Origin of the sequence: Clostridium kluyveri DSM 555 (genome assembly GCF_000016505.1) — a bacterium.
GTDB lineage: Bacteria > Bacillota > Clostridia > Clostridiales > Clostridiaceae > Clostridium_B > Clostridium_B kluyveri.
In genome coordinates this window covers 503,333-515,944 of the sequence record NC_009706.1, presented here as the reverse complement: position 1 = coordinate 515,944, position 12,612 = coordinate 503,333, and the positions used below count along the sequence as shown (strand labels likewise).

General features: G+C 29.2%; 15 protein-coding genes and 1 pseudogene. 7 read left to right on the top strand and 9 right to left on the bottom strand.

The features are described from left to right. Window positions 1–31 precede the first annotated feature (31 nt). Together CKL_RS02655 and CKL_RS02650 are read left to right on the top strand one after the other, a co-directional pair. A complete protein-coding gene (locus CKL_RS02655; RefSeq protein WP_011989108.1) occupies window positions 32–1,021 on the top strand; it encodes a hypothetical protein in 990 nt (329 codons plus the stop codon). Further along, window positions 1,018–1,821 (top strand): protein-glutamine gamma-glutamyltransferase, encoded by an 804-nt coding sequence (locus CKL_RS02650; protein ID WP_011989107.1) that lies wholly within the window; start codon window positions 1,018–1,020, stop codon window positions 1,819–1,821. The genes CKL_RS02655 and CKL_RS02650 overlap by 4 nt, the downstream gene beginning before the upstream one ends. Before the next feature lie 116 nt (window positions 1,822–1,937). On the opposite strand, the gene CKL_RS02645 is transcribed toward CKL_RS02650, so the two are convergent. After that, the gene (locus tag CKL_RS02645; RefSeq protein ID WP_011989106.1) at window positions 1,938–3,410 is read right to left on the bottom strand and encodes a L,D-transpeptidase family protein; all 1,473 of its coding nucleotides are present in this window, start codon (window positions 3,408–3,410) and stop codon (window positions 1,938–1,940) included. 346 nt (window positions 3,411–3,756) lie between these two features. Here CKL_RS02645 and tlp point away from each other — a divergent pair, with 346 nt between their 5' ends. After that, complete coding sequence (gene tlp / locus CKL_RS02640) at window positions 3,757–3,984, top strand: small acid-soluble spore protein Tlp (RefSeq protein ID WP_011989105.1); 228 nt, start codon at window positions 3,757–3,759, stop codon at window positions 3,982–3,984. Between the two features lie 168 nt (window positions 3,985–4,152). Here tlp and CKL_RS02635 read toward each other — a convergent pair whose 3' ends face one another. The 4 genes from CKL_RS02635 to CKL_RS02620 form a co-directional block, all read right to left on the bottom strand. Further along, a complete protein-coding gene (locus CKL_RS02635; RefSeq protein WP_011989104.1) occupies window positions 4,153–4,413 on the bottom strand; it encodes a hypothetical protein in 261 nt (86 codons plus the stop codon). 173 nt (window positions 4,414–4,586) lie between these two features. Then, entirely contained in the window at window positions 4,587–5,144 is a 558-nt protein-coding gene (locus CKL_RS02630; protein ID WP_011989103.1) for a beta-class carbonic anhydrase, read from the bottom strand. Between the two features lie 37 nt (window positions 5,145–5,181). Then, a complete protein-coding gene (locus tag CKL_RS02625; RefSeq protein ID WP_011989102.1) occupies window positions 5,182–5,403 on the bottom strand; it encodes a YdbC family protein in 222 nt (73 codons plus the stop codon). 131 nt (window positions 5,404–5,534) lie between these two features. Then, window positions 5,535–6,362: an alpha/beta hydrolase gene (locus CKL_RS02620; RefSeq protein ID WP_011989101.1), complete on the bottom strand. Its 828-nt coding sequence runs from the start codon at window positions 6,360–6,362 to the stop codon at window positions 5,535–5,537. Between the two features lie 239 nt (window positions 6,363–6,601). Between CKL_RS02620 and CKL_RS02615 the strand changes: the two genes are divergently transcribed. The 4 genes from CKL_RS02615 to CKL_RS02600 are packed head-to-tail and all read left to right on the top strand — an operon-like array spanning window position 6,602 to window position 9,532. Beyond that, window positions 6,602–7,984 (top strand): NAD(P)H-dependent oxidoreductase, encoded by a 1,383-nt coding sequence (locus CKL_RS02615; protein WP_012620154.1) that lies wholly within the window; start codon window positions 6,602–6,604, stop codon window positions 7,982–7,984. Window positions 7,985–7,987: 3 nt separating this feature from the next. Further along, window positions 7,988–8,518, top strand: coding sequence for a hypothetical protein (locus tag CKL_RS02610; protein ID WP_011989099.1), 531 nt, complete (start codon window positions 7,988–7,990; stop codon window positions 8,516–8,518). An 18-nt stretch (window positions 8,519–8,536) separates the two neighbouring features. Beyond that, window positions 8,537–9,085, top strand: coding sequence for a LytTR family DNA-binding domain-containing protein (locus CKL_RS02605; protein ID WP_011989098.1), 549 nt, complete (start codon window positions 8,537–8,539; stop codon window positions 9,083–9,085). Between the two features lie 12 nt (window positions 9,086–9,097). Next, entirely contained in the window at window positions 9,098–9,532 is a 435-nt protein-coding gene (locus CKL_RS02600) for a hypothetical protein (protein ID WP_011989097.1), read from the top strand. A gap of 132 nt (window positions 9,533–9,664) precedes the next feature. On the opposite strand, the gene CKL_RS20570 is transcribed toward CKL_RS02600, so the two are convergent. The 4 genes and pseudogenes from CKL_RS20570 to CKL_RS02580 all read right to left on the bottom strand — a co-directional run bounded on the left by CKL_RS20570 (window position 9,665) and on the right by CKL_RS02580 (window position 12,452). Continuing rightward, a complete protein-coding gene (locus CKL_RS20570) occupies window positions 9,665–9,817 on the bottom strand; it encodes a hypothetical protein (RefSeq protein WP_155814014.1) in 153 nt (50 codons plus the stop codon). Window positions 9,818–9,934: 117 nt separating this feature from the next. Further along, window positions 9,935–11,083 (bottom strand): nitrogenase component 1, encoded by a 1,149-nt coding sequence (locus CKL_RS02590; protein ID WP_011989096.1) that lies wholly within the window; start codon window positions 11,081–11,083, stop codon window positions 9,935–9,937. A 241-nt stretch (window positions 11,084–11,324) separates the two neighbouring features. Continuing rightward, a pseudogene (locus tag CKL_RS19655) lies at window positions 11,325–11,996 on the bottom strand (PLP-dependent cysteine synthase family protein). 15 nt (window positions 11,997–12,011) lie between these two features. Next, complete coding sequence (locus CKL_RS02580) at window positions 12,012–12,452, bottom strand: NifB/NifX family molybdenum-iron cluster-binding protein (RefSeq protein ID WP_011989094.1); 441 nt, start codon at window positions 12,450–12,452, stop codon at window positions 12,012–12,014. Between the last annotated feature and the right edge of the window lie 160 nt (window positions 12,453–12,612).

The window sequence follows — 12,612 nt, the reverse complement described above, 5'->3', positions numbered from 1 at the left end:
GATAGATATATTAAGGAGATATAGAGTATCCATGTATAGTTTAGATCCAAATACCTTAAGTTTTTTAGATAAAATCAGGATTGACAAGGGAATAGATGATTTAAAAAACTTTTTCCTTCAATTATCTAAAAAAAATTTAAAAAAAGCACTAGATTTTATCAACGATAAGCATTTGGGATTTAATATTTTATTTATTCTTGAAGAAATACTTCAGCAAAATAACTTATTTAACAGTTTAACAGAAAAAAACAAAGTAGCACTTTTGATTGTAAAAGAAATACTAACAGATAAAAAATATGATTTGGCATCGGAACAAGTATCCTTTGATTATATACAAATAATCCATTCAGTTCTAAAGTGGATATTGGAAACCGGATTTCATGATGATGGTATAAATGATGAATACGATCAGGTTTTAGACATTACATCCATACTTCTAACAAAAGTTTATAGAGATACCACCCTGCTTCCTATTATGGCAGATATGATTTTTAAAAGATACCAAAAAGGATTTTTCATCCATGATCTGGTATGGGGTTTTTTTGAATGTGCCAATCCAAAAAGCTTAAATATTATTGGAGAACGCTTGCTATCTTCCAATGTAGAAGACGTTAAAATAGCATCTAAGTTATTGAACTTTATACCAGGAATAGATAAGGTTACTACCAAAGAAAGAAAATACACGATATTTTTAAATTGGATGAAAGAAAATAGTGCATTTTTAAAATATACTGGTGAAAGTTTTCATCAGACTACAAATCCTAAACCCTATAAGATAGTTCTTGAAGGCAAATATTTATGTAAAAGTATTTCCCCTAATACTGGAAAAACTTTATGTTCTCCATCAAAAAAAGAATCCAATTTATTAGACCAGTTTAAGAAATTGGATTCTAATACCAAAGTGCTGCTTGCAAATTTTTCATTTAGAATACATTATAAAAACATATATTTATGGCATATATGGCGTGAATACTCCCTGGAAAAACAGATAAAAATTGCTAGAATAGGAGTATTACAATGATTAAAATTTCAAACAGTAATTTTGATATAAATTCAATAATAGCTCAATATAAAGATAACAGCATAGAAAGATATATTCTTAATGAACTTTCCTCAAGCAGCCAAACTTATTATTATAATTCCCTGGAAGAATTAAAATTCGAACTGGATTTAAGAAAAAATATTGTAGATGCATCTGTAAGATTAAGCATGAGTAAGTTTCGTTTTCGTACTTTTCGTAAATCAATATGCAACCCAGAGTACTGGGAAAGGACAAAACAAGGTGGTTTTCTATTGAAGAAAGGGGTAAGAGCCTCTGCTGCCATTGATGACATCTATAAAAACAGCAGTAAATATGGTACAGAATGTGCCACGGCAATAGTCATAGTATATTACAAAGGTTGTCTTAGTTCTTTCCGTGAAAAAATTTTTGACTCCACTTTTAAACATATATATTTGATGGATTGGCAGAACACAGATGAAAATCTTTCCTTAGATGTTATTATTGATGTGGATGTTTATTTACCAGGAGATTGCAGATACTTTAAAAATCCTGAAGTGAATCCTATAACTCCAGAATGGCAGGGTGAAAATGTAATTGTACTGGGAAATGGAAAATATTATGGCCATGGAATAGGCATAAAAACTGCAGATGAAATAATTACAGCATTAAATAAACGTCGAATTATAGGAGCAACACATTCAGCATACCTATTGGATTCTGTTACAAGACCAAATTTCAAACAATTAGCGGATATTTATTTTAATGCATCTTCAAGAACTGATAAAGTATCCTCTGTCAAGACAAGTCAGACGTGGTAAAGCTACTTTACAGCAAAAAAGATTCCCATGATATAAGTCTGGGAATCTTTTTATCCAAGAGCTAGAATTAACTACCATTCTAAACCTATGAATCACTTGATATTCTAAAAAATTTTCTAATAATAACATACAATAGGAGTGCCTACGTCAATATTACGAAATATTGTCTGTGCTAAACCATATGGTGAATTTACACACCCATGAGAACCATTTGTCTTGTAAATTTCCCCTCCAAATACACTTCTCCAACTTGCATCGTGAATCCCAATGCCTCCATTAAATGGCATCCAGAAACTAACAGGAGAGTTATAATCCTGCCCCTTTAAAGTAGCGTTTTTTTCTTTATATTCTAATTTGTAAATTCCTCCAGGTGTTGCGGTATTTAAACTTACATTGCCTGTAACAATGTCTCCTTCCACTATCAGTGAACCATTTTTATAAAACCACATATGTTGATTTCCCATATCTATTTCTACATATGTATTTCCAATATCATTGCTGCTGTGGGAAACTGCGGTTTGATTGTATACTGGTTCTTTCGTTACGGCTTGTCCCTGTTTTATTACCCCAATTAAATCCTGTACTTCCTTATTAATATTAATTTGCCAGCCATAGGTACCACCACTAACATTTAAAGTGTTTCCTGATGATGTATGGAAACTTCGCGTTTTACCAACGGTATTATAAGTATTGGCAAGTGATTTTACATATTCCTTTACTTTTTCCTCATCAAGTGTAACATTAAAATTGTCATCAACTATAAACCACTTATTAATTGTTGAGCCATCTAAAATTTCTTTACTATCTCCAAAAGTATAGGTAACTTTTGAAGCCACATATTTATTGAGCACATCCCTAGCTTTTATAACATTCTCAGATTTTGAAGTATACTTTGGAGTTATGTAACAATTGGCAGATTCTAAATCTATTGTAGTCTCCATTTTAGATACGGCATCTGATACACATTTTAGTAGAATATCTTTATCTACCTTATTGCCTTTTACTTGATCTACAATATTAAAGGAATTACCTACATATTTAAAACTAGGTTCTTTAGGCTCAATTATATTGCTGGACGTAAAACAAGATAGATTGTCCACCTGTTTTGTTAACTGTTCTTTATTGTATAAAACCTCAGCTGTCATATTAGAACTCTTTGTATTTAAAAATGATAAGGCCCATTTAAAAGGATTCTGTTCATCTTTAAAATTCTGAAATTGTTCATCTGATTTATACTTTAAATTAATATCCCTTGCTTTAATTTGTTCTTTTTTGCCGTCTCTTTCTCTTATGTTCAAAGTATATGTATTCAGCTCCGATGTCATTTGTTTCTTAATTTCTTCCACTGTTTTACCTGATACATCTCTACCGTTAATCTTAGAACCAAAATATAAATGCTTTATGAAATACATTGACGCAAATAAATATACAATAAGTAAAGCGCAAATAAAAATTGCCATCTTTGCGACAATTTTATTGCGCCTATCTACAATTTCCATAGTATCTTCCCTTCTATAACCTAGTTTTTCATAATTGTTTTTCACGTACTTTCTTCTAAATGCCATCATCTTATATATTTTTGACAACAAAAATACTCCTAAAAATAAATTTACTTTAAATAAAATTATAGCGGTAAATAAGTACTATTAAATAACAATTATAGTCATAATTTCTTATATTATAACATTTATGCTTAATTAATATCAATACAATTTTTATATTAATTATTTATATTTTAAAGCCTTTTATTTTTTATATCTATACTATTGTCTGTCACCATAAATTGAATAAAAATTTTGCCTTACGGTAACACTATCTTTAGAATTTAAAAATTGCTTAAATTAAAAAGTTAATCTTAAATAAGTTTATTCACTTTATTAAAATAACTATTGTAATTATATAAAATATACATTAAGTAAAAGGAGATACGCAAATATGAAAAATAAGCCAGATGACAGAACAAATAACGTAGATAGAATTCAGCACAATATCACTAATAATATTAAAAATATCAATCTTGCAGAAGAAATGATTAAAAAAACAGATGATGAAAAAACGAAAAAAACACTAATAGAAAAAAATAAAAGAAGGAAAAACTCTCTTAATTCCATGAAAGCAGAAATTAAAGATGAAGCAATAGACAAAAAAAATGGATATCAGTAAATGATATTTACTTTAATGTATGTTCAAGGTTTGATAAAATGCCCTTCATCAATTGACAACCCAAACATGATAAATTTATTTTATATCAAAAAGATTCCCATGATAACAGTCACAGGAATCTTTTAGTGCTGTAAAAAAACAATTCAGATTGAATCTAAGAAAGCTTAATTATTCTTCAATTAAGTCCCCTTCTATATTCCTAATAATAGCGGTTTCATCTGGCAAATCTCCAATTTCAATTTTTATTTCTGTACAAATATCTATTATATTTTCATTATAATTTTTAAGATATTCAAATAGATTATTAGAATTAATACAACTGCGTTTATTTACAATAACAGACATGCTATTTACTTTCGAAATTCCTTCTTTCTTACAACATTCATCCAACCCTCTTGATATTTTACTTAACAATATGGTATCCTGCATAAAACCCTCATCTCCCCAATATTTTTTTATTATAGTCCTTTGATATTATTTATATATTCAAATTTATTACGATTATGTATAATAAAAATCTATTGGGAAAATATTTTTAAACAGTTACCTTATCAATACATTACATGAAAAATCTCCAATTAATTAAAGGCTTTCTCACCTTTTTAATATCCATTAACAATAACTTCTAATTTTCCTGTTTCGGGATCCATTATTAACCCATGAATTTTTATATCTCTTGGAATTAAAGGATGCTTTCTTATCAAACTCACACTTTCTTTTACAGATTCTTCTACAGAATTAAACCCTTGCAGCCATTTTTTTATGTCAATACCAGCATCAGATAAAGTTATTATCACATCACTAGCGATCCCCCGCTTTATGGCCTGTTTTAAAATTTTATCTGAATTTAAATTGCTCATACCACAATCATGGTGACCAATTACCAAAACTTCATCTGCCTGAAATTCATATACAGCAACTACAATGCTTCTCATTATACTGCCAAAGGGATGCATCACAGAAGCACCGGCATTCTTAATAAGTTTCACATCCCCATTTTTAAAATTCAACGCCTTTGGAAGAAGCTCTGTTAACCTAGTATCCATACACGATAAAATCACCAACTTTTTATCCGGGTGTTTAGAGGTAGTATATTTATCATACCTTTTATTCTCTACAAAACAACGATTATAATCCAATATTTGCTGTAATTTATTCATGGTATTCCTCCAAAATTTTTAAATAAATTCATATCTTCTATAATTTCATTTCATTTAGTATATCTTTTAGCTTTTTTAATTCCTCATTGGTTAAAGTAACACCCTTACCCATTTTTGTATGTTCAGGTGACCAATCTCTAATATCAAATTTAGGAGCATTATTGTTCCAACTGATTAAGTTTAATTCTTTTTTCCATCCCTTTGGTGATTCTGAAATAATTCCTATAGTTTCTTCTATATCATATTTTATATCTGCCATAATATGCCTGCCTCCTATATTCATTAAATATTAATATTTCAATTATACCATATAAAAATTCAGCTTAATGCAAAGTGCATTTAAGCTGTAATCTGTAAAAACTATTATTTCAAATATATTTAAGAACTTTTCTAAATTCTTTCTTCAATCCATTTATGTATATCTTCTATAACATTTTCTTTTTGATCTTTTTCACTTAATATTTCATGATAACATTCAGAATATATTTTTATGGACTTATCTTTTGAACTTATATTGTTAAAAAGCCATTCAGATTCTTCTCTTCTAACTATTTTATCCTTTTCCCCGTGAAGAATAAGACAAGGATACTTGTAACTTTTTACATTTTCTCCAATCCATTTAGATCCCTTTATAAATGATTCTCCCAAGAGTTTTATATTGGTTTCCCTTAATATAAGAGGATCATTATTATAATCTTCAATCACCGCTTTATCTCTACACATGAATTTGACTAAAAGATTAGGGGATTTTTCCCTTGGATTTTTTTCAAAATAATCATTCTCTTTTAAGTTTTTAAAAGCTGGGGGTTCTAAAACTGCAGCTCCTGATAATATTTGTCCCTTCAATTTATCCTTATATCTTATTCCGTAGCCTGCTGTAATAAATCCCCCCATACTATGACCGAACATAAAAACAGGCATTCCTTTATTTTCTTCTTGAGCCATGTTTACCATTTTATCAGCATCCTGAAAAAAATACTGAAAATCTTCTACATATCCTCTTTCTCCTTCAGATTTTCCATGTCCTCTATTATCAAATCTGTAAACGGTATAGTTAAATTGATTTAACTTTTCTGTAAAATACCCATATCTCCCTGAATGTTCACAAAGTCCATGCACTATTACAACTACTGCCCTAGCACAATCCACCACATCTTTAGTATAAAATAACTCAATGCCATCAAATGTGCTAAATTTTCCTTCCAAATGATTTGACATATATATCACTCTCCTATATTAAATTATTCTACAAAAGATTTACTTTTCCTTCAAACTATTTTTTGAAAATTTTGTAGAAATAACTACATATTTATTATTTAAATATGTAGTTATTTCTATTTACTCACTTCATAAATACCTTCAATAATGCATCTTACCAATTGAATAATGCATGTTAAAAGAAAACTATATTTTTAATCTCTATAGCTCTATAAAATAAAATTATCAGAGAGCAGGAGGTGTTGTTTTTGAAGATAATCGTCTTAAATGGAAGTCCAAAATCACACAAAAGTGTTACAATACAATCAATGAAATATCTGGAACAGAATTATGAAAATCATCAATTTGAGTATATCTACATTATAAAAGATATAAAAAAATATAAGCGATCCAAGGAAGGATTAGAAATTTTATGTAAAAAAATTGGAGAGGCAGATGCTGTCATATGGGCTTTTCCTCTATATTATGCCCTGGTACCTTCTCACTATAAAAGGTTTATTGAATTAATATTTGAAAATAATTTAACAGGTTATTTTTCAGCAAAATATACCAGTGTATTCTCTACTTCTATTCATTATGCAGATATTCATGCATATAATTACATGAGGGCAATATGTGAGGATCTGGGCATGAACTATGTAGAATATCTATCCCATGAAATGCAGGATTTAACAAAGGAAAACAGAAGACAAGAACTTAAATTATTCTTTGAAAATTTACTTACTTATGTTAATGAAAACCTAATTACTAATAAGTTATTTAACACCTTAAGTGAAAGCACATTTAGATACAATGCAGGTAAAACAGATAAGTTTATTCATACTACTAAAAAAATAATTATTTTAACAGACGCCCAAGAAAAAGACAGTAATCTTAATGAAATGATTGATAAATATAAAAGCTATTTACAAAGTTCAGTAGAAGTATTTAATCTTTATCAGATAGATATAAAAGGTCCTTGTCTAGGCTGCTGCAACTGCGCCCAAGAAAATATATGTGTTTACCACCACAAGGATGGTTACCGAAAATTTTTAGATTATATTATTAATAATGGAGATATAATTATTTTTGCCGGCACTATAAAAGATAGATTTTTATCCTCACGCTTTAAACTCTATTATGACAGAAGTTTTTGTTACACCCATATTCCTTTCTTAAAGGGTAAACAAATAGGCTATATTATTTCAGGAAAATTAAGTGAGCACCAAAATTTGAGACAAATATTAGAGTTATATACTGGAGAAGATAGAAATTTAATTGGATTTGTCACTGATGAAAGTGAAAACAATGATATTATAGATAATCAAATATATACCTTTGCTAAAATGAGTGTGAACTACTGTGAAAAAAATTATTTTAAATCCGAAACCTTTTTGAGCGTAGCTTCAAGAAAATTGTTTTCCGATGCCATAGAAGGCCACTTAGGAGCCATATTTACAGCTGATTATAAGTACTATAAAAAAAATGGACTGATAAAAAAAATATCCTTTAAGCAAAAAATGCAGGTGAAGGTTATGAGATACTTTATGGGAAAAGAAAAATTCAGAAAAGAAGTTCAGAGAAATATGGTTGATCATATGATTACGGGCCATAAAAAAGTTCTTCAAAAAATAGGTAACTAAGTAATGGTTAATAGTTTAAAAGCAAGTTTAAATGTAACACTAGGCTTTGTGCCTTTAATACTTCTCTGGAGTATCTCAAATAAACTAGGATTAATTTTAGGTTTAGTTTCCATTGTAATATTATTTATAAAAAATGTAATAAATAAGAATATAGGAATTATGTCTTGTGTGTTACTAGTATACTTCATCACATCCAATATATTATATTTTTATTTTCAAATGAACTTTATTGTTGAGTATAGATATTTAACTTCTTATATAACATTGGGTTTAATGGGATTTATCTCTATTATGATAAAAAAGCCCTATACTATGTATGAAGCTAAAAGTGGATACAAAAAAGGCTTTGGAGAATCTCCATTATTTATAGAGGTTAATATTTTGATAACAAAGATATGGACGACTATATACTTAGTTAATGCTATTATAGAATTAACAACCCATAATACCATTACTATTATAGTTATAAATATATTAATAGTCCTGGGAATTGCATTGTCTATTATAATCCCGGGATTACTTCCAGAAGCTTAAAATAGAAGAGGGTTTTATATGGAGATGAATTTAATTTGCTCAGAGAACATAAAAAGAATATTAGAGGAAGTTCTTACTAACCGTAAAATAACAATCAGTAAAGATGCGAAAGTGTGCATTATCGAAAAAGGATTTAATTTAGAATCAGGGAAAATAGGCATATATTTTGATATGAGCACCCTAAACCTTTTAATGGACTATTTAGATCAGAGCACAGCCAGTAAGGAAGAAATTAAAAATATAATAACAGGAAAATGTGAAGAGGATGAACTTAAAGTACTCACTTATGATAATATTTATTATTTCGAATCTGTAGGAAACAATGTATTTTGTAAGACAAAAGATAAAAAATACAAGGTGAAGGAAAAACTCTACGAATTGGAAAAAAAGTTGGAAAATAAAGAATTTATAAGAGTGAGCAAATGTTTTATTGTAAACATAGTGAAAGTAGATCGTATTATTTCATGGTTTAATAGTAAGCTTATATTAAGAATCATGGATATAGACGAGGAGATTTATGTTACACGAAAATATTTAAATGATTTCAAAAAATTCCTGGGATTCTGAGGTGAACTAAACATGAAAGGAAATTTAAAAGATTTTTTATTTAATTTGTCAATATCCATGTTTATAGGATTATTTGTAGGTATGGTTCAAGTAACCGCTGTAAACATAAACAGTGAAACTATAACTATATTAATTATATCTTCCATAATTGGGGGAGCTATTGGAACAATTTCTATGTCTGTTTTCATATATATATTTGCCATAAAACAAAAAGATGTAAAACTGGCATTTATATCAGTATTTATAATAATAGGAGCTATTTCCTATATGCCATCCTTTTACTATTATTTAGCTTATAATAATACTATATCCCTGATACAATTAATATCAATTTTAATATCAGCAGAACTTCTTGGAATGAGCTTTTCTTACTATTCCTATAGAAAATGTTTGGATTTAAATTCAAAACTAAAAAATAAAAAACAGCAATTGAAAAGAAAATCCTAATTACATTAAAATTTTTCACTATATGAATGTATACCTATAGGGGTATTTTTATTGCAATCCCCCATATTTTTTGCACTATTTTTTCTTATTGAAAATTTTCTTTTCAATTTACTTTACTATGCTTTCCATTTTTTAATCTTCTTTTATATAAGTAAACGGCTCCTTATCATACCATTCTTTTTTATAAGGAAGTGATCTATTTTTTGAAATATTCTTATTGAATTGATTGTTTTTGATTTTTCTACTGAGTCTACAGGCAATTTCAAATACACCTGTATATCCCATATAAATATTGGTGGGTCCAAACAGAGGCAATATAGGTAAGCCTTGTTTAGCAGTAATATTATTAATTCCACTATGAATTACAATTACATCTGGCTTTAATTTATTTACAACATTTACCTATTCAAAAGGTTGTTGAGTTGCTACATTAAATACAACATCATCTATATTCTCCAGGGCCTCAAAGGTTGGTTCTATGAATTTATCTATATGATGTCCTTTAAATCCTACAATCTCCATTCCCAAATCCTGTAATACTTCTGCAGTAGCAACTATTCTGATAGCCCCTCCTCCTAAATGCATCCTTTTACCTTTAAGCTTTTTTCTATATGGTTTAAGACTTTCATTAAGCAATTCATCTTCTTTTTTCAGAAAAGCTTCTGCTTCTTTTTCTAGATTAAAGTGCTCTACAATTTTTAAAACCCAACGTGCCGTATTCTTTCTTCCAATTGGGATTGTATCAATTATAAAAGGAATTCCATACTCTTGTTCTACATATTTAATATAATAATCATCATGTGTTCCACATATGCTTACATTTAAAGAATTTTCCAAAGAATATGCAAAATCTTTTGGTGCAGAGTAACAAGGCAGAAAAGTTACAGTTAACCCTATGGCATTTAACAACCTTTCTAGTTCAAGTTCATCAGCTCTACTCATAGAGCCCACATTAAAAATATTAACATGTCTGGTAAGTAAATATTTTCTTTTTATTTCTTCAAAATCATCTTCAACTAAATTTTCTTCCCTGATTACATTCTTTAAAAGTTTTTTCATTATACCATTATAAGCTGCATCATATGCCGTAGCCATTACTTTTGTTTTAAATCCTTCACAAGTAACAGGCATTAAAGCAGCGGCAACTTCTGATTGCAAATCAGAGATTATTCCATCTATATCATCTCCAATTAATGCCGGAACACATCCACTTACTGCAATAATCACTTCTGGCCTGAATTCCTTATCAGCATATATAATTGTATCTCTCAACTTTTTTTCTCCTCCACTTATTACATCTGATTCATCCAGATTAGTACTCAGCCATAATGTATTTAAAATTCCAAGACTTAATCCATGTTGGCATCCATAAGTTTGAGAAAAACTGCGATTTGCATTATTCAAACATGCTTTATTCAAGCAATCTTTTAAATTGGCGCACGTTCCTCCAAAGGCAATACCAGCTTTCAATCTTTCTTCTATCTCTAATGTACTTTCTATTTGTTCCTTTAATCTTTTTTCTCCACCAAAAACAATATCCCTTTCCGTCACATTTGTACTAGGCAGGGATGTTGCTCCACAATAACCTCCTCCTAGATAAGCTGAACCAGAATTAGTTGCATTGTGTAAATTATAGCCACAACCTTGAAGCTGTATGTATGATGGGTATTGCTCTAGGAATAGCTCTTAATGTAGACAGTACACCTCCTAGTGCACATGAGTATCGTGGTCTGTCAACAAACTTGCTCATCTTTCCTCCAATCTGCCATCTGGCTGACTAATATTTTATAATTTAAAATTGTATTTTATCCATTCTATCAAAGAGATCTGTAGACAGATATCTCTCTCCTGTATCAGGCAATAGAACTACCACATTTTTTCCTTTAAATTCTAGACGTTTTGCAATTTGTGGGGACCAGGTACTCCTCCAGATAAAACTGGCGAATCATATGGCTCTACTGCGATTATCTTTATATTAGGATTTTTTTCTTTTAATCCTTCACTAACCCCTGTAATTGTCCCTATTGCTGAGGTTGAAATGAATTTTCAATTTGAAAAGAAAGTTCTTCTGCCCTTCTTATTGCACCTTTCATTCCATCTTTTGCGGGTGTTAGTATTAGTTCAACATTTAATGCTTTCAATGGCTTTTTACGTTCATCACTCATACTTTCAGGCATGGTTATGATAATATGATATCTCTTTGCAGCAGCTACAAACGCTAGGCCAATTCCTGTATTACCACTTATAGGCTCAATAATTACAGTATCTTTATTTATTAATCCCTTTTCTTCAACATCTTCTATCATAGCTAGAGCAATACGATCTTTAACTGAACTTAGAGGATTAAAATATTCTAGTTTTGCAATTAAATTACCCCTTATTTTTTTTCTTTGTTATAGTCAGTCAACTGTAATAATGGTGTATTTCCCACCAATTCAGTTAACTTTGTAGAAAATCTGCCCATGTAATCACTCCCTATTTAATACCTTCTTCCTTGAAAAGAATTTATTTTCTGTTTTTTTATACCTTTCAATAATTTATGTTCATCACTTCTCTTGTAATATCTTATTATCGTTTTTAACGCCTCATCAAGTTTCATATTAATACCAAATACAGAAATGTTATTTTTCCCCAATTGCTTTTCTGAACTAGGTCCGCATCTACTACATAACAGGCATCTGCAATCAGAAATAGCTTCTATTTTTCTTTGAATCTTGGGATTAATGTTACCACAAGAATGTTTAGATGAACATAAACTACAATTCACACTATTCCTTTGATTTTTCTCAACTAATCTTTCTCCTAAATTCTCATAGGTTCCATCATCATTTACTTTTATTATGAAAAAAGAATTTGAAGCTCCAAAATGTTTATCAATGTTGACTCCATCTGTTGAAGCAACTGCAATATTATATCCCATAATACTTTCATCTCCTTCTTTGTTAATGTATTTAACACTCTAATTCATAAATTAAATATATTGGAAATCACCATATAATCCATATAGAAACTTTAAAAATAAAAGAAGCCATACTTTTCAAAAAGAGGCTATATTCTCCAATAAGAAAAATATAGCCTCT

Coding starts and splice junctions, on each gene's coding strand:
- CKL_RS02580 (WP_011989094.1), bottom strand. CDS start 12,452: ATGGGATATAATATTGCAGTTGCTTCAACAGATGGAGTCAACATTGAT.
- CKL_RS02635 (WP_011989104.1), bottom strand. CDS start 4,413: ATGCAGGATACCATATTGTTAAGTAAAATATCAAGAGGGTTGGATGAA.
- tlp (WP_011989105.1), top strand. CDS start 3,757: ATGAAAAATAAGCCAGATGACAGAACAAATAACGTAGATAGAATTCAG.
- CKL_RS02650 (WP_011989107.1), top strand. CDS start 1,018: ATGATTAAAATTTCAAACAGTAATTTTGATATAAATTCAATAATAGCT.
- CKL_RS02605 (WP_011989098.1), top strand. CDS start 8,537: ATGGAGATGAATTTAATTTGCTCAGAGAACATAAAAAGAATATTAGAG.
- CKL_RS02600 (WP_011989097.1), top strand. CDS start 9,098: ATGAAAGGAAATTTAAAAGATTTTTTATTTAATTTGTCAATATCCATG.
- CKL_RS02655 (WP_011989108.1), top strand. CDS start 32: ATGTATAGTTTAGATCCAAATACCTTAAGTTTTTTAGATAAAATCAGG.
- CKL_RS02630 (WP_011989103.1), bottom strand. CDS start 5,144: ATGAATAAATTACAGCAAATATTGGATTATAATCGTTGTTTTGTAGAG.
- CKL_RS20570 (WP_155814014.1), bottom strand. CDS start 9,817: ATGGGATATACAGGTGTATTTGAAATTGCCTGTAGACTCAGTAGAAAA.
- CKL_RS02625 (WP_011989102.1), bottom strand. CDS start 5,403: ATGGCAGATATAAAATATGATATAGAAGAAACTATAGGAATTATTTCA.
- CKL_RS02610 (WP_011989099.1), top strand. CDS start 7,988: ATGGTTAATAGTTTAAAAGCAAGTTTAAATGTAACACTAGGCTTTGTG.
- CKL_RS02620 (WP_011989101.1), bottom strand. CDS start 6,362: ATGTCAAATCATTTGGAAGGAAAATTTAGCACATTTGATGGCATTGAG.